This window comes from Humidesulfovibrio sp. (assembly GCF_031082295.1).
GTDB lineage: Bacteria > Desulfobacterota > Desulfovibrionia > Desulfovibrionales > Desulfovibrionaceae > Humidesulfovibrio.
The window spans coordinates 1-17,989 of the sequence record NZ_JAVHLD010000010.1; the positions used below are offsets into that span (position 1 = coordinate 1).

At 65.8% G+C, this 17,989-nt stretch carries 13 protein-coding genes; 6 read left to right on the forward strand and 7 right to left on the reverse strand.

Going from position 1 to position 17,989, the window contains the following annotated elements:
• The first annotated feature begins 552 nt into the window (after nucleotides 1-552).
• From RDU24_RS07260 to RDU24_RS07275, 4 genes are all read left to right on the forward strand, one after another.
• Entirely contained in the window at nucleotides 553-1,002 is a 450-nt protein-coding gene (locus RDU24_RS07260; protein ID WP_308735087.1) for an NUDIX hydrolase, read from the forward strand.
• A 42-nt stretch (nucleotides 1,003-1,044) separates the two neighbouring features.
• Nucleotides 1,045-2,502, forward strand: coding sequence for a glycogen synthase GlgA (gene glgA / locus RDU24_RS07265; RefSeq protein WP_308735088.1), 1,458 nt, complete (start codon nucleotides 1,045-1,047; stop codon nucleotides 2,500-2,502).
• A 49-nt stretch (nucleotides 2,503-2,551) separates the two neighbouring features.
• The gene (locus tag RDU24_RS07270; protein ID WP_308735089.1) at nucleotides 2,552-2,857 is read left to right on the forward strand and encodes an isoamylase early set domain-containing protein; all 306 of its coding nucleotides are present in this window, start codon (nucleotides 2,552-2,554) and stop codon (nucleotides 2,855-2,857) included.
• A 97-nt stretch (nucleotides 2,858-2,954) separates the two neighbouring features.
• Entirely contained in the window at nucleotides 2,955-3,812 is an 858-nt protein-coding gene (locus RDU24_RS07275) for a DNA polymerase III subunit delta' (RefSeq protein ID WP_308735090.1), read from the forward strand.
• Nucleotides 3,813-3,879: 67 nt separating this feature from the next.
• Here RDU24_RS07275 and RDU24_RS07280 read toward each other — a convergent pair whose 3' ends face one another.
• The gene (locus tag RDU24_RS07280; RefSeq protein WP_308735091.1) at nucleotides 3,880-7,674 is read right to left on the reverse strand and encodes a class I adenylate cyclase; all 3,795 of its coding nucleotides are present in this window, start codon (nucleotides 7,672-7,674) and stop codon (nucleotides 3,880-3,882) included.
• Nucleotides 7,675-7,863: 189 nt separating this feature from the next.
• Here RDU24_RS07280 and RDU24_RS07285 point away from each other — a divergent pair, with 189 nt between their 5' ends.
• Nucleotides 7,864-8,568 carry an outer membrane protein gene (locus RDU24_RS07285; RefSeq protein ID WP_308735092.1) on the forward strand — a complete coding sequence of 235 codons (705 nt, stop codon included), beginning with the start codon at nucleotides 7,864-7,866 and terminating at the stop codon, nucleotides 8,566-8,568.
• Between the two features lie 143 nt (nucleotides 8,569-8,711).
• On the opposite strand, the gene pgm is transcribed toward RDU24_RS07285, so the two are convergent.
• Entirely contained in the window at nucleotides 8,712-10,364 is a 1,653-nt protein-coding gene (gene pgm, locus RDU24_RS07290; protein WP_308735093.1) for a phosphoglucomutase (alpha-D-glucose-1,6-bisphosphate-dependent), read from the reverse strand.
• A 27-nt stretch (nucleotides 10,365-10,391) separates the two neighbouring features.
• Nucleotides 10,392-10,874, reverse strand: a complete 483-nt coding sequence (locus tag RDU24_RS07295) for a Crp/Fnr family transcriptional regulator (RefSeq protein ID WP_308735095.1) — start codon at nucleotides 10,872-10,874, stop codon at nucleotides 10,392-10,394.
• 237 nt (nucleotides 10,875-11,111) lie between these two features.
• Here RDU24_RS07295 and RDU24_RS07300 point away from each other — a divergent pair, with 237 nt between their 5' ends.
• Complete coding sequence (locus RDU24_RS07300) at nucleotides 11,112-11,984, forward strand: tetratricopeptide repeat protein (protein WP_308735096.1); 873 nt, start codon at nucleotides 11,112-11,114, stop codon at nucleotides 11,982-11,984.
• A gap of 32 nt (nucleotides 11,985-12,016) precedes the next feature.
• Here the strand turns inward: RDU24_RS07300 and RDU24_RS07305 are convergent, their stop codons facing one another.
• The 4 genes from RDU24_RS07305 to malQ all read right to left on the reverse strand — a co-directional run bounded on the left by RDU24_RS07305 (nucleotide 12,017) and on the right by malQ (nucleotide 17,913).
• Entirely contained in the window at nucleotides 12,017-13,948 is a 1,932-nt protein-coding gene (locus RDU24_RS07305; RefSeq protein WP_308735097.1) for an ATP-binding protein, read from the reverse strand.
• Between the two features lie 174 nt (nucleotides 13,949-14,122).
• Nucleotides 14,123-15,790: a chaperonin GroEL gene (gene groL, locus RDU24_RS07310; RefSeq protein ID WP_308735098.1), complete on the reverse strand. Its 1,668-nt coding sequence runs from the start codon at nucleotides 15,788-15,790 to the stop codon at nucleotides 14,123-14,125.
• 91 nt (nucleotides 15,791-15,881) lie between these two features.
• On the reverse strand, nucleotides 15,882-16,172 hold the full coding sequence (gene groES, locus RDU24_RS07315; protein ID WP_308735099.1) for a co-chaperone GroES: 291 nt from the start codon (nucleotides 16,170-16,172) through the stop codon (nucleotides 15,882-15,884).
• Between the two features lie 175 nt (nucleotides 16,173-16,347).
• On the reverse strand, nucleotides 16,348-17,913 hold the full coding sequence (malQ, locus tag RDU24_RS07320; protein WP_308735100.1) for a 4-alpha-glucanotransferase: 1,566 nt from the start codon (nucleotides 17,911-17,913) through the stop codon (nucleotides 16,348-16,350).
• Between the last annotated feature and the right edge of the window lie 76 nt (nucleotides 17,914-17,989).

Consider the following 17,989-nt stretch of genomic DNA (forward strand, 5'->3'; position numbering starts at 1 on the left):
CTGCGCGCGGGGGCCATCCCGGTTGCGACCCTCACGGCCCACTTCGCGCTGACCCCCTCGGTTTAGGTTTTTGAACCTGATCCCCGCAACCACTGCTATGAGCGGGTCCAGAGTTCAATTTTTTCGACCGATTTTCATGGTTTTCACGCCGCAAGCGCGACGTCGCCAAAACCGCCACACTTTTAAATACCCAGAATTACACAAGATATATTTTTATTTTACCCGACTGCACACATTGGCACGCATCCTGCTCTATGCCAAGTATCCTTCCTTCCTTTGCAGAAACCAGCTTCCCTGGGGTGGTCCCACGGGAAGCTGATTTCATTTCAGGCCCCAGCGTTCTCCCGCACCCAATTCCTCCCAAGGAGACGCCCCCGCCAGCTTCACACCGCGGGGCCGAACCGCGTCTTCACCGTTCGCATCCCCCTGCCCACTTTGTGCATCTTTGCCGTTTTATGGCACGATTATGCTTGTCATGTGCCCCACGTTCATCTATCTGATTGATTGCTGGGCCACACCCAAGCGAGTATCCGCCATTTCAGGAGGAGTTCCATGTCCGCAGCAGGCTGGCGCCCGCAGACACCGCTGCTCACCGTGGACGTGCTGGTGCACCTTCCTGGGCGGGGCATCGTGCTGGTGGAACGCAAGAACCCGCCCCACGGCTGGGCCTTGCCGGGCGGGTTCGTGGACCTGGGCGAGAGCTGCGAGGCCGCGGCGGTACGGGAGATGCGCGAGGAGACGGGGCTTGAGGTGGAGCTGACCTCGCTGCTTGGAGTCTACTCCGACCCGGCGCGCGACCCGCGAGGGCACACGGCGAGCGCAGTGTACACGGCCCAGGCCCTCAACCCGGACCAGCTCCAGGCGGGCGACGACGCGGCCAAGGCGCAGGTGTTCCCCTTGAACTCCCTGCCCCCCCTGGCCTTTGACCACGGACGGATCGTGCGCGACTATGTCACCCGGCTCTCGAGCCTCCGCCCTCCCGGCGGGGATCCGGCAGCCTGATCCAGGCCGGGCGCTCCTGGCCCTGTCAGCGAGAGGATTTTCATGGCCAAGCCTCTTGTTTTGTTCATGACCTCGGAGATGTACCCCTTCTCCAAAACCGGCGGCCTGGCCGACGTTCTGGGCGCGTTGCCGCTGACCTTGCACCGCCTGGGCGTCAACACCGCCGTTGTAACGCCCATGTACGGCCGCTTCGCCACCTCCGGGTTCAACCTGCGCCTGCTCACCGAGCGCTGCCCCGTCGGCTATCCCTGGGCGCCCATCACCGCCGAGATTTACCAGGCCGACTACTACGGAATGCCCGTGTACTTCGTTGGCCGGGGCGAATACTTCGACCGCAGGTTCCTCTACAACACCCACGCGGGCGACTATTTCGACAACTGCGAGCGCTTCAATTTCTTCTGCCGCGCCACGCTGGAATGGGCGCGCAGGCTCGACTGGGCCCCGGCGGTCATCCACGCCCACGACTGGCAGAGCGCGCTGGTGCCGGCCTATCTGCATTTCTGGCGGCGCACCGACCCCTACTGGAAGGACACCAAGACCGTCCTGACCATCCACAACCTGGCCTTCCAGGGCCGCTTCGCCTCGCGCCTGTTCTTCGAGTCCGGCCTGCCCGCGGAGGCCTGGAACATGAACGGGGCCGAGTTCTACGGCGACTTCAACCTGCTGAAGACCGGCATCGCCTACGCCGACGCCGTGACCACCGTGAGCCCCACCTACGCAGAGGAGATCCTGACCCCGGAGTTCGGCTGCGGGCTGGAGGGCATGCTGCGCCGCCGCCGGGGTGCCCTGCGCGGCATCCTGAACGGCGCCGACTACTCCGTGTGGGACCCGCGCGACGACAAATTCCTGCCGTGCATCTACCGCTCCGGCAGCCCGGAGGGGAAGCGCGACTGCAAACGCGCGCTCCTGAAGGAAATGTGCCTGCCCGACCAGCTGGAAGACAAGCCGGTGCTCTCCTTCATCGGCCGCTTCCGGGGCCAGAAGGGCGTGGACCTTTTGGTCGACATCATCCCGAAGCTCATGGAGCACGAGATAGGGCTCATCGTGCTGGGCGAGGGCAAGCTGGAGCATGAGGCCCGCCTGCAGGAACTGGCGGAGCAGCACCACGACAGGCTCTGCGTCATCGTGGGCTACTCCGAGGACCTGGCCCACCGCATCCAGGCCGGCTCGGACATCTTCCTCATGCCCTCGCGCTACGAGCCCTGCGGCCTGACGCAGATGTACGCCCTGCGCTTCGGCACGCCGCCGGTGGCCACGAACGTGGGCGGCCTGCGCGACACCATCGTGCCCTACCCGCACCCGCAGGCCACGGGCTTCACCTTCGCCGACCCCGACCCCGAGACTTTCTACCGCACCATCCTTGAGGCCGTGGACCTGTGGAAGAACAAGAAGGCGTACTGGCGCGGCATGGTCGAACGCGCCATGAACCAGGATTTCAGCTGGGAAAGCTCTGCCGCCCGGTACATCGAGTTGTACCGCTCCCTGGGCGCGCGAGTTTAGTGGAACCTGTCAGGCGGCCCGGGGGGGCTGCGTTCAAGGGGGATCAATCATGCCGCTGACCAAGACGTTTTCCAAGGACAAGAGCAAGTGCAAGGTGGTCTTTTCCCTGCCAGTGGACAACGCCGAGGGGGCCAAGAAGCTCTTCCTTGCTGGCGAGTTCAACGAATGGAACCCCACGGCGCTGCCCATGCGCAAGGCCAAGGGCCAGTTCACAACGACCCTGACGCTGCCGGCCGCAACGCCCTACCAGTACCGCTACGTCACCGAGACGGGCGTCTGGCTCAACGACACCGAGGCCGACTGCTACGTGTACAGCGCCTTCGCCGACGCCGACAACTCGGTGGTCGTGCTCTAGCGCCTTGCGGTCCGGCGCGCTTCTGCGTTAAGCCCTGTCGCATGACGCCACGCACACGCAGAAGCACGCCGAGCGCCGCAGCCTTTTGGAGCCGCCCATGACAGCGACGGCGTGCTCCCCCACATCCCTTTGCTCCTTCGCCGGGGCCGCCCAGGTGCTGCCGCGCCTGCGCACCCTGGCCGCCAAAGCGCCCCAGAGCCTGGTCATCGAGGGCGGCGCCGAAAGCGACCGCAGAACCGCCGCCCTGGCCTGGGCCGCCACCCTCAATTGCACCGGCGCCCCCGCAGCACGCCCCTGCTGCACCTGTGCCGCCTGCGTGCAGATCCCCCAGGGCGTGTTCATGGACCTCAAGGTCTTCGGCCTCGAGGAAAAGATCACCACCGACGAGGTGCGCGACGCCCTGCCAGAGTGGGGCCAGCCGCCGCGCGGCAAGGGCCTGCGCGTGAGCATCTTCCACGGCGCCCACGAATTCCACCCCGCCGTGGCCAACCTGCTGCTCAAGACCCTTGAGGAGCCCCGGCCCGGCAACGTCTTCGTGCTCCTGGCCCCCCAGCGCGAGCGCCTGTTGCAGACGCTGGTCTCGCGCAGCTTCGTGCTCACCCTGCCCTGGCCCGAGCCACAGCCCCCGGAGCCGGACGTGGCCGAATGGCTGGCCGCCCTGCTTCACTTCTGGGACACCGGGCAGGGCTGGTTCGAGCGCACCGGCACAAAGGGCGCGGCGGACCGTTCCCTCAGCCTGCGGCTGCTCTCCGCCTGCCAGCGCGAACTGACCCTGGCCGTGGCCGGGAACACCCAGGCCTCCCCCGTGGCCAAGCGGCTGGCGCGGCTCGGCCCTGCGGGTCTGCGGCGCTTCGACCTGGTGCTGGCCAGCGCCCAGGAGGCCCTGAACCAGCCCACGGTGATGCCCGCGCTGGTGCTGGACTGGATCGCCACGACCATGATCGCCAAGCGCTAGCCAGCGCACCGCCAGACAACAGCCTCGACGGGCCGCTCAGAAGGTGCGACGGCAGGGGGTGGGAGGGCTAGAAGGCCTTGATCCTCGGGCAGGCGGACTTCTTGGGGATGAAGATCTTGACCTCCGGCCTGGAGGGAACCGTCCGGGCCAGATTCTCGCGCAGGAAGGTCAGCGGCGACAGCGACAACAGCTGCGGCGGATTGTCGAAGCCCTGGCAGAAAAGCTCGCCCCAGTTGGTGGCGTAGATCACCGAAGCCTGGAGGATCTTGTTCTTGTCCGGCGGCACCGGCAGGTTCAGGATTACGTAGGCCCTGGTCACCTGCTCGTCCCGCAGGTACTCCTCCATGTCCGGGTTCAGAATCTCGTGCCGCGGGAAGAAGGTCGTCAGGTCCTGCAGGAGCGCCTGCATGTCCATCACCGCGATGGGCGCCAGGGTCTTCTCGGCCTGCACCGCCAGTCCCGGCACATAGATGCCGTTGACCACGATCCAGGCCAGCAGCCGCGCCACGTCCGTGTCCCTGCGGATGGGCTCGAGCGACTCCACCGCGGCCTTGCCCGTGGCCTTTTCCTTGCCCTTCACCGCCCAGACCGTGCGCTTCCCCGGCGCCTTTTCCGCATAGAAGTACAGTTCGGTGAAGGCCACATCCTCGGACAGGAAGGGCACCAGGCTTACCTTGTGCTCATGCTGGGCGAAGTTGGAGGCGATGCGCCGCCCCAGGCGCGTCAGGTCCTGCGGGGTGATGCTCGCGGACGCGCGGTCGGCCTTGAGGCCGCCCTGGATGCGGCGATAGGCCGCGATCATGAACTGGTTCACCAGCCCGCCCAGGCGCATGGAATTGGCGAAGGTGTCGGTCGCCCACGTGGCCTGCGCCACCTGGCTGAACTCCGGCGGCAGGTACTCCGCCTCCACATCGGCCTTGAGCCACAGGCACTCTGCCAGGAGGCCCAGCGCGCCCTCGTCGCCCAGGGCGGCGTAGTGCGAGTGGATGGAGGAGAAGAGCGCCAGGTACGGGTCCACCCACTCCAGGCGGGAGCGGCCGCGCATGACCGCCTCCTTGATACGGTCGCACAAGAGCCGCATGGTCTGGCCCTTGTCCGCGTACTTCTCAAGCAGGCCAAGCTTCATCACCGACTTGTAGGGGCTGTGCAGGGCCTTGACCATCTGCCACAGGCACGCCCCGAAATATTCGCTGGCCGGAATCGGTTCGGGCTGGCCCAGGTCGACCAGTTCCCCCGCCAGCCGGGGGTCCAGCACGGAGATTTCGGCCAGGAGCGACTGGGCAGTGGCGGCGTCGGCCCCGGGAGGCGCGGCCCACCAGAGCAGGTCCTTTCCCGCGAGCCGGAGCGCCGTGCGGTAGAACTCCTCCTTCAGCAGGGCCGCCTGGGCAGAGCCGGAGCTCTCCTTGTCGCTCATGCCGAAGGAATTGGTGCGCACCTCGTCCAGGGTCATGGCGAAGAAGTGCACCTCCAGCCCGAACTGCTGGTCCGCCCAGACTTCCAGGGCCGCGAGCTTGCGGCGCAGACCGTCGCGCACCTCCTGCGCCGAGCCCTCAGGCTCGTTGTGGCAAACCCAGCAGTCGATGTCCGAGGACGGCTTCTGGGCCACGGAGCCCAGGCTGCCGATGGCGTACAGGGCGTCGATGGTCAGAAGCGGCGCAGCCTTCGCCGTGGGAGCCTGGCCGGGAAAGTACTTTTCCAGCAGGGCCGCATCCACTCGGACCTCCGGGCCGCCCAGGGCGCAGGCCGGAACGTTGCCGAGGCCCTGGGCCTTCTCGAAGACATCCGTCACCAGGAGCTGCGGGAGCAACGTCAGGAACACGCCCTGGGCCTCGGTCAGTCGCTCCCTGGCCAACTCCATGCGGCGCTGGTTCTGGCCGCGCATGGCCGCCAGGGTCCTTCTGGCCTCGTCCAGGCGCACATAGCGGCCCACGCAGGCTGCCACGAAGGCCGCGCCGGACTCGGTGCGCAGGGCCGGGGGCAGCTCGACAAGCGCAGGATCGCCCCCGGACAGCAGCTCGGCCAGGGTTGCCCAACTCGCCTCGGCCAGGTGCGGGTTGTCCGTATGCCCGCCCAGCACGGAGATTCCGCGCATGGAGCAACGCGCAAAGCTCCCCCCCTGAACCTCGCAATGGCGCAGGCGGGCATGGGCCAGCGCGCAGTCCTGAAACTCGAAGCCGCGCCAGACACTGCGCTCCAGCACCGAGCCGGACAGGTCGCAACGGGCGAAGGAGCTGTGCGTCTGGGCCACCGTCTGGGCGCGCAGTCCTGAAAATGAACAGGCTCTGGCTGTGATGCGATCCATGCGCACCTTCGTCAGATGCGTTTCGGCCAGGCAGGACTCCGTCAAGGCGCACCGGGAAACGGTGCAGGAGGACAGCCGCAGGCGCGCGGCATCGCAGCGTTCGAGCGCGCAGCCGCTGAAGGTGCAGCCTTGGAACTGTGCGCCGCAAAGATCGACGGCTGAAAACGTGCAGCCCTGGAAGGTGCAGCTCTCGAACCGGCAGCCCGCAAGGTTGCAGTTGCTCAGGCGGAGCCTGCGGAAAGTGACTGAGGAAAACTGGCTGGCCGAGAGGTTCACCGAGGTGAGGGTGGACCCTTCCAGGCTCTCGCCGCTCAGGGTGGAGTTCGAATAGTCCTGGTCCTTCAGCGGACTCAAGGCGTCCTTCAGGGCCTCTGCCAAGGAGGGGCGGCGCTGGCTCGCGGCCTTGGCCGGGACCTTGGCCGCCGCCGGTGGCGCGAGCAGCGTGGCGCTCTCGGCCGCATCCCTGGCGGTCTGGGACGAGAATATCTGCGCCAGAGCCTGCACCGAGGCCTTGTCCAGCATGCTCTGCAAGGCCTTTGCGGCACGGCGGAGAAATTCGGCCTCGACCCGGGCCAGGGCGAGGAAGACTCGGCCCATGACGGCCTCGCGGTCAGCAGCGGGAACGTCCGGCAAGAGGGACGCCAGGCCGAGCCTGGGCAGCAAGGGCGCCAACGAGAGGGCTCGCTCATGCGTCTCGCCGCCCTGGCGCAGCATGTCCGCAAGCACGAGCCCCAGGAGCTCCGGCTCGGCCTTGGCGGCAGGCAGCAGCAGCCTGGGAGCATCGGGGGTTGCGGCCAAGCGGCGCAACTCCACAAGCAGGGCGGGCTCTCGGACCTCCAGATCAGGGGCTGCGCCCAGAAGCGGGGCCAACCGGCTCGGCCCGTCAGCACCGGAGACGCGAAGCGCATAGCCCAAGGCCTCCACGTGGATGGCCGGGCTGGACAAGCTCTCGGCGGCCTTGAGCAGCGCCCCGGCCGTTGTCGCGCCGGGCTTGCCCGCAAAGGCGTTGGGCAGGGCCTCGGCCAGGCAACTCGAGAGCAACGCGTCGCGCAGGGGCTTGGCCAGGGGCGTGCCTTCGTCGGCGAGAGTCCCCAGGAACTGCAGCGCGCCCTTGGGGTCGCAGCGGGCAGGCGTGGGCAGCAGGCTCTTGAGCCAAGCCGTGTACTGCTTGTCGTCGGCCTGGGGGCTCAGGCACATCTCATTCACGATGCTCAGGTAGTCCGCGCTGGAAAGCGCCTGGAGAATCGGCGTGACCTGCGGCAGGGGCAGGCTGCGGGCCTGGATGTGCAGCATGGCCAGGCAACGGCCAAAGCGCCCCAGGGAAGCCAGGGCCTGCAGCACCCGCGACGCGAGCGCGACATCGCGCAGGGTGCGCACGACGCTGAACAACTGCCAGGCAACCTCGCCAACGGTGGCGGCGCCCTGGGGGGCATCGCCGTGACCGGCGGGCAACTCCGCAAGAGCGGAGAGAAGCCCCGGCAGGACCTTGATGGGGTCGCCGTTTTCGGCGCGCGCATGCCGCCTGAGGGCCTGGGCGATTTCCACAGCAGATTCGCTCATCAGACACATATATAGCGGAACGGTCGCAGAGTCGAGTCCTGGGAGGAGACAAGAAAAGTAAAAAATATTTTACCAGGTCTATTGACAGGGCCATTTCACGTCGATAATAAGCAGGCATAACCATGATGACTCATGCCCCCCATGATGTTGTCAAACCCTCTTTAATTTAGCCGGAAGGAAGGAACAACAATGAAGAAGGCACATCTCATCATCTTCGCCGCCTTGGCGCTTGTCGCCACCCTGAGCCTGGGAACCGCCTTCGCGGCCGACAAAGGCGGCATCTATGTTGGCGTCAAGGGCGGCTATGAGTACATGGACCACGGCAAGAGCGGTGTGAGCGACTCCAAGGCCGCAGCCACCAACAACAACGCAACCAACGAGTCCTGGTCCGACAAGAACAGCTACACCGTCGGCGGCGCCCTCGGCTACAACTTCGCCGGCATGGGCCTGCCGGTCCGCGCTGAGGCCGAGTACCTGTACCACAACCAGTTCAAGTACAGCGCCACCAACTCCACCACCGGCGCGTTCAACGCCAAGATGGACATCCATACCGTGTTCGCCAACTTCTACTACGACATCAAGACCGGCACCGCCTTCACCCCGTATGTGGGCGCTGGCCTGGGCGTGGCGTGGATCAACCAGAAGGTCTCCAGCACCTTCACTGGCTGGACCGCTGCCACCGATGACGTCAGCAAGACGACCACCAACTTCGCCTGGAACGTGGGCGCTGGCGTCGGCTACTCCTTCACGGACAACATCATCCTCGACCTTGGCTACCGCTACACCAGCTTCGGCGACGGCAAGAAATTCTCCAGCACTGACGGAACCATCGAGTTCCAGGCCAAGGACATCAAGTCCCACGAGGCCCTGCTCGGCCTGCGCTACCAGTTCTAACTGGCACACAAGGATCATGACGAGGCGGCCCTGCGAAAGCGGGGCCGCTTTTTTTGCGCGCTCCACCCACCTGCAGACAAAGAAAAGGGCCAGACCGGACAGCTCCGGCCTGACCCGCTGAATAATCGCGCCCGGGGGGTGCTCTACGCCCCGGCAGCGACGAAAGCGGCGTCCACCATGGCCTGGGCCTCGCGCTGCAGCAGCTTCAAGTGCTCGCGCCCGAGGAAGCTCTCGGCGTAAATCTTGTAGATCTCCTCCGTGCCCGAGGGCCGCGCCGCGAACCAGCCGTTCTCCGTCACCACCTTGAGCCCGCCGATGTCCGCGCCGTTGCCGGGCGCGCGCGTCAGCTTGGCCTGGATGGCCTCCCCGGCCAGGGTCGTCGCCGTGACCATCGTCGGCGTCAGGGTCTTGAAGGCCGCCTTCTGGGCGGAGGTCGCGGGGGCGTCCATGCGCTCGTAGACCGGACTGCCGAAGCGCGCCGTGAGGTCCGCGTAGTGCATGCCGGGATCCTTGCCCGTGCGCGCGGTTATCTCCGCGGCCAGGAGCCCCATGATGATGCCGTCCTTGTCCGTGGTCCAGACAGTGCCGTCCTTGCGCAGGAAGCTGGCCCCGGCGCTTTCCTCGCCGCCGAAGCCGTAGGAGCCGTCGAGGAGTCCGTCCACGAACCACTTGAAGCCCACCGGCACCTCCTTGAGGGTGCGCCCAAGGCTCGCAGCCACGCGGTCCAGCATGGAGCTCGACACCAGGGTCTTGCCCACGGCCGCGTCCGCGCGCCAGCCGGGCCGGTTGCGGAACAGGTAGTCCACGGCCACGGCAAGGTAGTGGTTGGGATTCATGAGCCCGGCGCTTCTGGTGACTATGCCGTGGCGGTCGAAGTCCGGGTCGTTGCCGAAGGCCACGTCGTAGGAATCCTTGTGCGCGATGAGCCCTTGCATGGCGTAGGGCGAGGAGCAGTCCATGCGGATCTTGCCGTCCTTGTCCACGGTCATGAAGGAGAAGGTCGGGTCCACCACCGTGTTGACCACGGTCAGGTTGATGCCCCAGCGCTCGGCGATGGGCGCAAGAAACCCGATGCCCGAACCGCCCAGCGGGTCGGCCCCGATCTTGATGCCAGAAGCCTTGATGGCCTGCATGTCCACCATGTTACCGAGGTCTTCCACGTAGGGCGCCACATAGTCGATCTGGTGCGTCGTCTCGGCCTTGAGCGCGCGCTCAAGGGGCATGCGCCGCACCCCGGCCAGGCCGCTGCGCAACAACTCGTTGGCCCGGTCCTGAATGGCCTTGGTGGTGGAGGTGTCCGCTGGGCCGCCCTCGGGGGGGTTGTACTTGAAGCCGCCGTCCTGGGGAGGATTGTGCGAGGGGGTCACCACCACGCCGTCCGCCTGCCGGTTCTGGGGGCTCCTGTTGTGGCAAAGGATTGCGTGGGAGATGACCGGCGTGGGCGTGAATCCGCCGCCCGCCTGAATCATGACGTCCAACCCTTGCGCCGCGAAGACCTCAAGGGCCGTGGACAGGGCAGGCGCCGACAAGGCGTGGGTGTCCATGCCCATGAACAGCGGCCCGCGGATGCCCGCCGCCGCGCGATGCTCCACTATGGCCTGGCTGATGGCCAGGATGTGCGCTTCGTTGAAGCTGCCGGCGCCGCTCGTCCCGCGGTGGCCGGAGGTGCCGAAGCTGACCAGTTGGGCCGGGTCAGCGGCCTCGGGCGTGATACGCGAATAGTCCGCCAGGAGGCGCGGAATGTCGGAGAGGAGTTCCTGTGGGGCGGGTTTTCCTGCCAGCGGGTGAACGGCCATGCTGCCTCCGTAAGGTTCGCCAGGGCCTCAACCCTTGCTTGCGGTGAGTTCCGTGAGCCTCTTGTCCAACTCGCGCACCCGCACGGCCAGCACCTCGCAGAAAATGCGGTAGAGGATCGACTGGACGAGGTAGGTGTCCTTGGCCGTCTGGCGGTCCAGGATGGATGCGTCAACGGCCACGACCAGGGTCGGCGTCAGGGCCTCGATGCTGGCCGAGCGGGGGCTGCCGTCGATGATGCCCATCTCGCCGAAGACGTCCCCAAGCCGACGGATGGAGCCTACCTCAACGCCCTTGACGGAAATCTTCAGGTCGCCCTTGATGAGGAAAAAGACCCAGGCGTCATAATCTCCCTCGCGAATGATCAGCTCGCCTGGATCGTACTTGCGCATGCGCGACATGCGCACGACCTCCTGAATCATGCTCTCCTCCAGGGAGGAAAAGGCCGGAATCCTGCGGAACTGTTCCAGAGTCTCGGCGTTGGTCGGGTCGAACTCATGTTCCCTCATCATGGCTACCTCGCAAAAGGTTCTTCCATGCAAGATGCCTGAATCTTTCGCTTCGGGCAAGCCGCAGCTGGTGTCCTCGGACGGAAATTCATAGGCCAGGCGCGGCATGCCCTATGTCTTTCCGCGCAGACGACCCGCCGCCCTTGATCATGCGAACCGGCTGGGGTATTGGGGGACGTGGCCCGCCATATTCGAGCCCGCCGCCGACAGGCCACAGGCAAGGACAACCGAGAGGAGCGCATGGACACCAGCCCCAAGAATGTGCGGGAACACATCGCCCGCTCCAAGTTCTTTCTACAGCGCAAGGACATCCTGAAGAGCCTCAAGTCCCTGGCCTTGGCCTTGGAACTGCTGGGCTCCGGGCAGATTTTCGGGCGCGAGCGCATCGAGATCGACGTGCTCATGGAAGAGGCCGTGCGCCTGGTGGTGGAACAGGAGGGGCTCAAGGCCGCCTTCCCCGCCGGCACGGCTTACAAGAAAGGCAAGGAGCGCGAGCTGTCGGCCCTGTTCAGCCGCGTGGCCACTGCCCTTGAGGCGGTGTTCGGCAGGGCCAGGAAAGAGGAACGGCGCAAGCAGCTTGCGGAGCTCGACGAACTCATCCTCGCCGGACAGGCAGAGCTGGACCAAGGCCAACCCATGGAGGCCCGCAAGCATTTCCGCCGCGCGGTGGAAATCTGCGGCGACGAGCCCGGCCTCTACGCCGATCTTGGCAACCGTTTCTTCCTGGCCGGACTGCTGGCCGAGGCGGTGGAATACTTGCTGAAGAACATCGAGGTGGCGCCAGGCGAGCTGCGCCCCTACCCGCTCCTGGCCCAATGCTACGATTCGCTTGGCGACGCCGACAAGGCCGAGGATATCGTACGCGCGGCCCTGCGCCGCTTCGGCCCCATGGAGGCCATGAACCTGCGCCTGGCCAAGGGCGCCCTGGAGCGCCGCAACTGGGGCGAGGCCCTGACCAACGCCCAGGCAGTGCTCAAGCTCAACGCCACGAACCAGGAAGCGCTCAAGCTGGCCGCCACCGCGAGCCAACACATCTACGGCGACCCCCTGGCCTATCAGCGCGAGGACGCCCGCCCCAGCAGGGAAGGCGTGGAGGTCAAGCTCGACCTCTAGGCGTTGTCCCAGCCCCTTGGCGCAGCCGTCGCTCAGGCCCGGCTGGACGGGCCATACTTCCGCAGCACCCGCTGCAGATCCTCGATCTGGACCGGCTTGCCGACGTGATCGTCCATGCCCTCGGCCAGGAAGCGCTCCCGGTCGCCGCTCATGGCATAGGCGGTGAGCGCGATGATGGGCACGCGCGGGCGCTTCTCCATCTTCTCCAGGCTGCGGATGACGTGGGTGGCCTCCACTCCGTCCATCTCCGGCATCTGCACGTCCATGAGCACGCAGTCGAAATTGCCGCTGCGGTGCATGGCCACGGCCTCAAACCCGTTGACCGCCGTGACGACCTCATGCCCCAGGCGCGACAGCAAGAGCTGTGTGGAGAGCTTGCTCACGGGCTCGTCCTCCACCAGCAGGATGCGCAGGCGCTCCGCCTGCTCGTGCGCACCCAGGTGGTCGCCGTGGTCCGGCCGCGACAAGCTGGGGACAATCGAGCCCAAGGGCAGTTCGACTTGGAAGGTCGTGCCCGTTCCCACCACGCTTTGCACTTCGATGTGCCCCTGCATGAGCTCGACAATGCGCCGCACTATGGCCAGGCCGAGCCCAGCGCCCTCGAATTTGCGGGTATGGGAGCCGTCGGCCTGGGTGAAGCGGTCAAATATTCGCTCAAGCTTGTCGGCCGGGATGCCTATCCCGGTATCGGCCACCGCCAGATGGAGCCTGACCCGTTCGATCTGCCCCGCGTCGGACTGTGATGCGCCGGGCTGGTCCGCGCCGAGCCGCGACACCTCGGGCTGAGCACTGGCCGTGACGCGCACGTGCCCTGCCGAGGTGAACTTCACGGCGTTGCCCACCAGATTGAACAGCACTTGTCTGAGCCGCGCCTCGTCACCCAGCAGCAGCTCCGGAACGCTCGGATCCACCCTGAACTCAATGGACAGTCGCTTGTCCGCGCAGGTGACCCGGAACAGGTTGCCGACGGTTTCGAGCGTTTCACGCAGGGAGAAAGGCTCGTTGTGCAGGGAGAGCCCACCGGCCTCCATGCGCGAAAAATCAAGGATATCGTTCAGCAGGGACAAAAGCCTGCGGCCCGAGTCGTAGGCCATGTCCACGTAGCTGGCCTGTTCCTCCGGCGTGTTCTTGTCGCGCAGGAGCTGCAGCATGCCCAGCACCCCGTTCAGGGGCGTGCGGATCTCGTGGCTCATGTTGGCCAAGAACTCGCTCTTGGACTGGCTGGCGTTCTCCGCCGCCCTGCGCGACTCCTCGGCCTCACGCAGGCTGCGCCGCAGCCAGTTCCCACCGACGACGATGCCTGCAAGGCCGGTAACCCAGATGCCGACATGCGCCCCGAAAATCGTCCAGGCGTGCCGCCGGAAGGCCTTCAGCTGCGCCCCCATGGGGACGCTGACGCTCAGGCCGCCGCGCAACTCCCCTTCCTTGTAGCCTTGCTTGCCGTGGCACTTGAGACAGCTTTTCTCCGTATAAAGCGGACGCATGAGCCGAAAGTACTCCGCCCCGCCGCGATTCTCACGAGAGAATATCTCTGTCTCGCCGCGTTCAAAGGCGCGCAAGCACTCGCGCTCCCAGGGGTCCGGGGCGTTGCCCGGGCGGATGGGGTTCAGGCTGGTGATATGCCCCTGGAGGCCGTTGCTGTCGCCTTGCAGCTCATGCACCTGGCGGGTCATGTAGGCCGGATTGATCAAGGTCAGGAGCTTGCCCTTGTCCGTGCGCACGTCGCGGTCGGGGACGTCGAGATAGGGATTGGGCTGGTTGACTTCGCTCACCGCCACATACACCCCGCCGCGCAGGGCGTTCCAACGCCGATAGGTGAGATCCTTTTCGACGGCGGTGCGCGCAAGCATGTGAATCTGCTCCACCACCCCCTCTCTGTCGCCCACAATGGCCATCCAGCAGGACAGGCCTACAACGATGGTCCAAACTAGGCCAACCAAGACGATGTGGTGACGTTTCTGCATGCGAGCGCGCCTCAGGTTGCTTGGGGCCAATGGGTACCGCCCCCTGCTCACTACAATACTCGACAAGCCCAACTGAATCTAGAGCATTTTTGTGGAGAATGTAAAGCTTGACCCAAAAAAAGGCCGAAGCCCTTGCGGACTCCGGCCTTGTCATTTGGCTGAATCGGGAGCTGGCTAGTACATGCCGCCCATGCCGCCCATGCCGCCCATGCCACCCATGCCACCCATGCCGCCGCCGGGCATGCCGCCGCCAGCCGCGCCCTTGGGCTCCGGCTTCTCGGCGATGGCGCACTCGGTGGTCAAGAGCAGGCCGGCCACGGAGGCGGCGTTCTGCAGGGCGATGCGGGTCACCTTCTTGGGATCGATGACGCCAGCCTTGATCAGGTCCTCGTAGACGCCGGTGCCGGCGTTGTAGCCGTAGCCGTCCTTGCCGGCCTTGACCTTCTCGACCACGATGGAGCCCTCGACGCCCGCGTTCTGGGCGATGGAGCGCAGGGGCACCTCGATGGCGCGGCGGATGATGTTCACGCCGGCCAGCTCGTCGTCGTCAACGCACTTGACCTTGTCGAGCGCCTTCTGGCTGCGCACGAGGGCCACGCCGCCGCCGGGGACGATGCCTTCCTCGACAGCCGCGCGGGTGGCGTTCAGGGCGTCCTCGACGCGCGCCTTCTTCTCCTTCATCTCGGTTTCGGTGGCCGCGCCCACGTGGATGACGGCGACGCCGCCCACGATCTTGGCCAGGCGCTCCTGAAGCTTCTCCTGGTCATAGCTGGAGGAGGATTCGGCGATCTCGTTGCGGATCTGCTTCACCCGGGCGGTGATGTCGGCCTTTTTGCCCTTGCCGTCCACGATGGTGGTGGACTCCTTGTCGATGACGATGCGCTTGGCCTGGCCCAGCTCGGCCACGGTCAGGGACTCCAGGCGCACGCCCATGTCCTCGGACACGCAGGTGCCGCCGGTCAGGATGGCGATGTCCTGCAGCATGGCCTTGCGGCGGTCGCCAAAGCCGGGAGCCTTGACGGCGGTGACGTTCAGGGTGCCGCGCAGCTTGTTGACCACCAGGGTGGCCAGGGCCTCGCCCTCGATGTCCTCGGCGATGATGACGAGCGGCTTGCTCATCTTGGCCACCTGCTCCAGCACGGGCAGCATGTCCTTCATGGAGGAGATCTTCTTCTCGCTGATGAGGATAAGCGCGTCTTCGACTTCGCAGGTCATCTTGTCCGGGTTGGTGACGAAGTACGGCGACAGATAGCCGCGGTCGAACTTCATGCCTTCCACAACGTCCAGTTCGGTCTGCAGGCCCTTGGCCTCCTCGACCGTGATGACGCCTTCCTTGCCGACCTTGCTCATGGCCTCGGCGATGATGTTGCCGATGGTGGGGTCGTTGTTGGCGGAAATGGTGCCGACCTGGGCGATCTCTTTCTGGTCGCGGGTGGGCTTGGTGAGCTTCTCAAGCTCGGCCACGATGGCCTCCACGGCCTTGTCGATGCCGCGCTTGATGGCCATGGGGTTGCGGCCGGCGGCCACAAGCTTCACGCCCTCGGAGAAGATGCCCTGGGCCAGGATGGTGGCGGTGGTGGTGCCGTCGCCAGCCACGTCGGAGGTCTTGGAAGCCACTTCCTTGACCATCTGGGCGCCCATGTTCTCGAACTTGTCCTCGAGGTCGATCTCCTTGGCCACGGAGACGCCGTCCTTGGTGATCAGCGGGGAGCCGAAGCTGCGGTCGATGACCACGTTGCGGCCCTTGGGACCGAGGGTGACTTTCACGGCGTTAGCCAGCTTGTCGATGCCAAGCTTCAGCTTCTCACGCGCTTTGGCGTCAAAAATGATCTCTTTGGCCATGGTGTGTGCTCCTTAAAAATTTGTGCCATGCGGCGGGTTATGTTTGTGCGGGGCTGAACCCTGTGAAACCCCCGAAGGGGGTCCGAAGGGCCTATTTCTCGACGATGGCGAGGATGTCTTCCTCGCGCAGCACCAGGTGCTCTTCGCCGTCAACCTTGATCTCCGTGCCCGCGTACTTGGTGAACAGCACCATGTCGCCAGCCTTCACGGCCATCTTCACGAGCTTGCCGGATTCGTCCAGCTTGCCGGGGCCGGCGGCGATGACTTTGCCGCGCTGGGGCTTTTCTTTGGCGCTGTCGGGGATGATGATGCCGCCGGCGGTCACTTCTTCGGACTCCAGACGTTTCACCAGAACACGGTCATTGAGGGGCTTCAACTTCATCGCTTCGGTCCTCCACAGGGGTGTGTGTGTTGTTGTGCGCCAGCGTGCGCCGAAGTCCGGCGGACGGGCGCCTGTTGACTAAAAAGCGCCCCGCACTTGGCGCGGGGCGTTTCAGGCATGGGGAAGATAAACACCAAGGGCGCGCTGTCAACACGCGCGGGCGAAAAAAACGCGCCTACGTCGTTGTCTTCTCCACCGGCTCGCCGCCAGCGTCGGTCATGGCCGAGCGGCCGAAGAGCTCGCACAGGCCGCGCAGGTCCTCGGCCAGCGCCCGGCCAAAGGCGCACAGGCACAGCCGGTCCTGGGGCAGCCGCCAGCCCCAGTTGCCCTTGGTGGTGCCGGGGATGTTCATGCGGTGGCCGGCGTCCAGGTCGAGCAGGTCCTGGGCGGGAATCACGGCGTCCCTGGCCGGGCTTGCTAGCGCCAGGCGGATGAACTCGCGCACCACGTTGCCAGCGGTGATTTTGCGGCCCAGGTAGCGCGCCAGCACCCGACGCAGTCCGGGCCCGGCCTCGCCGGACTCGAACCAGCCGCGTGTGGTGTTGTTGTCGTGGGTGCCGGTGTAGACCACGCAGTTCTGTTCGTGGTTGTGCGGGGCGTCCGGACAGGTCGGCGTGTGCGGCCCGAAGGCGAACTGCAGGATCTTCATGCCCGGCAGGCCGAAATGCTCCTTCAGGGCGATGACGTCGTCGGTGATGACGCCGAGGTCCTCGGCGATGAGGGGCAGGTGCCCGTGGGCCTCAAGGAGCGCGGTGAGCATCTCACGGCCCAGGGCCGGAACCCACTCGCCGTTAATGGCGGTCTTCTCCTCGGCGGCAATCTCCCAGTACCCGGCGAACCCGCGGAAGTGGTCCAGGCGCACCAGGTCGAACAGCCCGAAGTTGTGCCGCATGCGGCTGATCCACCAGGCAAAACCCTGGGCCTTGCAGGCATCCCAGTCGAACACGGGGTTGCCCCAGCGCTGGCCGGTCTCGCTGAAATAATCCGGCGGCACCCCGGCCACGAAGATGGGCATGCCGTCCTTGTCCAGCTTGAACAGCTGCGTGTTGGCCCAGACGTCGGCGGAGTCGTGGGTCACGTAGATGGGCACGTCACCCACCACTTCCACGTCAAGCTTGGCGAGTTCGAAGCGCAGGCGGCCCCACTGCCGGAAGAACAGCCACTGGCAGAACTCGAAGAACACGATCTCGCGGTGCAGCAGGGTGCCGTAGCGCTTGAGGGCCTCCTCGCGGCGCAGGCGGATGTCCTCGGGCCAGGCGGTCCAGGGCGCGCCGCCGAAATAGTCCTTGAGGGCCATGAACAGGGCGTAGTCCGGCAGCCAGGAGCAGTTGTGGACCTGGAATTCGGCAAAGGCGGGCTCGCTTTCCAGGCCGCCCGCCTCCAGCCTGCGCTCGAAGACCTGGCGCAGCATGGCGCCCTTGGTGCGCTCCACGGCCTGGAAGTCGACCCGGTCCTGCTCCGGCAGCGCAAAGGTGGAGAGTTCCCGGCGCGTCAACAGACCGTCGTCGCACAGGCCATCGGGGCTGATGCACAGCGTGTTGCCCGCAAAGGCCGAGAAGCTGGAGTACGGCGAGTTGCCCAGGCTGGAGGCCGTGGGCGCGATGGGCAGCATCTGCCAGCGGCTCTGCCCGGCCATGGTCAAAAATTCCGCAAAGCGCAGGGCCTCCGGCCCCAAGTCGCCGATGCCATAGCGTGAAGGCAGGGAGGTGAGGTGCAAAAGCACACCGCTGGTTCGCCGCATGAAGTCTCCTTGGGGGCGCCGCCGGGAGCGCCAGAGGGACGCCGAGGCAACGGTTGCGCCCATGCTACACGGAACA

What these genes read in the sequence shown, in the direction of transcription:
- RDU24_RS07260 (WP_308735087.1), top strand. Translation starts at nt 553, where the DNA reads ATGTCCGCAGCAGGCTGGCGCCCGCAGACACCGCTGCTCACCGTGGAC.
- glgA (WP_308735088.1), top strand. Translation starts at nt 1,045, where the DNA reads ATGGCCAAGCCTCTTGTTTTGTTCATGACCTCGGAGATGTACCCCTTC.
- RDU24_RS07270 (WP_308735089.1), top strand. Translation starts at nt 2,552, where the DNA reads ATGCCGCTGACCAAGACGTTTTCCAAGGACAAGAGCAAGTGCAAGGTG.
- RDU24_RS07275 (WP_308735090.1), top strand. Translation starts at nt 2,955, where the DNA reads ATGACAGCGACGGCGTGCTCCCCCACATCCCTTTGCTCCTTCGCCGGG.
- RDU24_RS07280 (WP_308735091.1), bottom strand. Translation starts at nt 7,674, where the DNA reads ATGAGCGAATCTGCTGTGGAAATCGCCCAGGCCCTCAGGCGGCATGCG.
- RDU24_RS07285 (WP_308735092.1), top strand. Translation starts at nt 7,864, where the DNA reads ATGAAGAAGGCACATCTCATCATCTTCGCCGCCTTGGCGCTTGTCGCC.
- pgm (WP_308735093.1), bottom strand. Translation starts at nt 10,364, where the DNA reads ATGGCCGTTCACCCGCTGGCAGGAAAACCCGCCCCACAGGAACTCCTC.
- RDU24_RS07295 (WP_308735095.1), bottom strand. Translation starts at nt 10,874, where the DNA reads ATGATGAGGGAACATGAGTTCGACCCGACCAACGCCGAGACTCTGGAA.
- RDU24_RS07300 (WP_308735096.1), top strand. Translation starts at nt 11,112, where the DNA reads ATGGACACCAGCCCCAAGAATGTGCGGGAACACATCGCCCGCTCCAAG.
- RDU24_RS07305 (WP_308735097.1), bottom strand. Translation starts at nt 13,948, where the DNA reads ATGCAGAAACGTCACCACATCGTCTTGGTTGGCCTAGTTTGGACCATC.
- groL (WP_308735098.1), bottom strand. Translation starts at nt 15,790, where the DNA reads ATGGCCAAAGAGATCATTTTTGACGCCAAAGCGCGTGAGAAGCTGAAG.
- groES (WP_308735099.1), bottom strand. Translation starts at nt 16,172, where the DNA reads ATGAAGTTGAAGCCCCTCAATGACCGTGTTCTGGTGAAACGTCTGGAG.
- malQ (WP_308735100.1), bottom strand. Translation starts at nt 17,913, where the DNA reads ATGCGGCGAACCAGCGGTGTGCTTTTGCACCTCACCTCCCTGCCTTCA.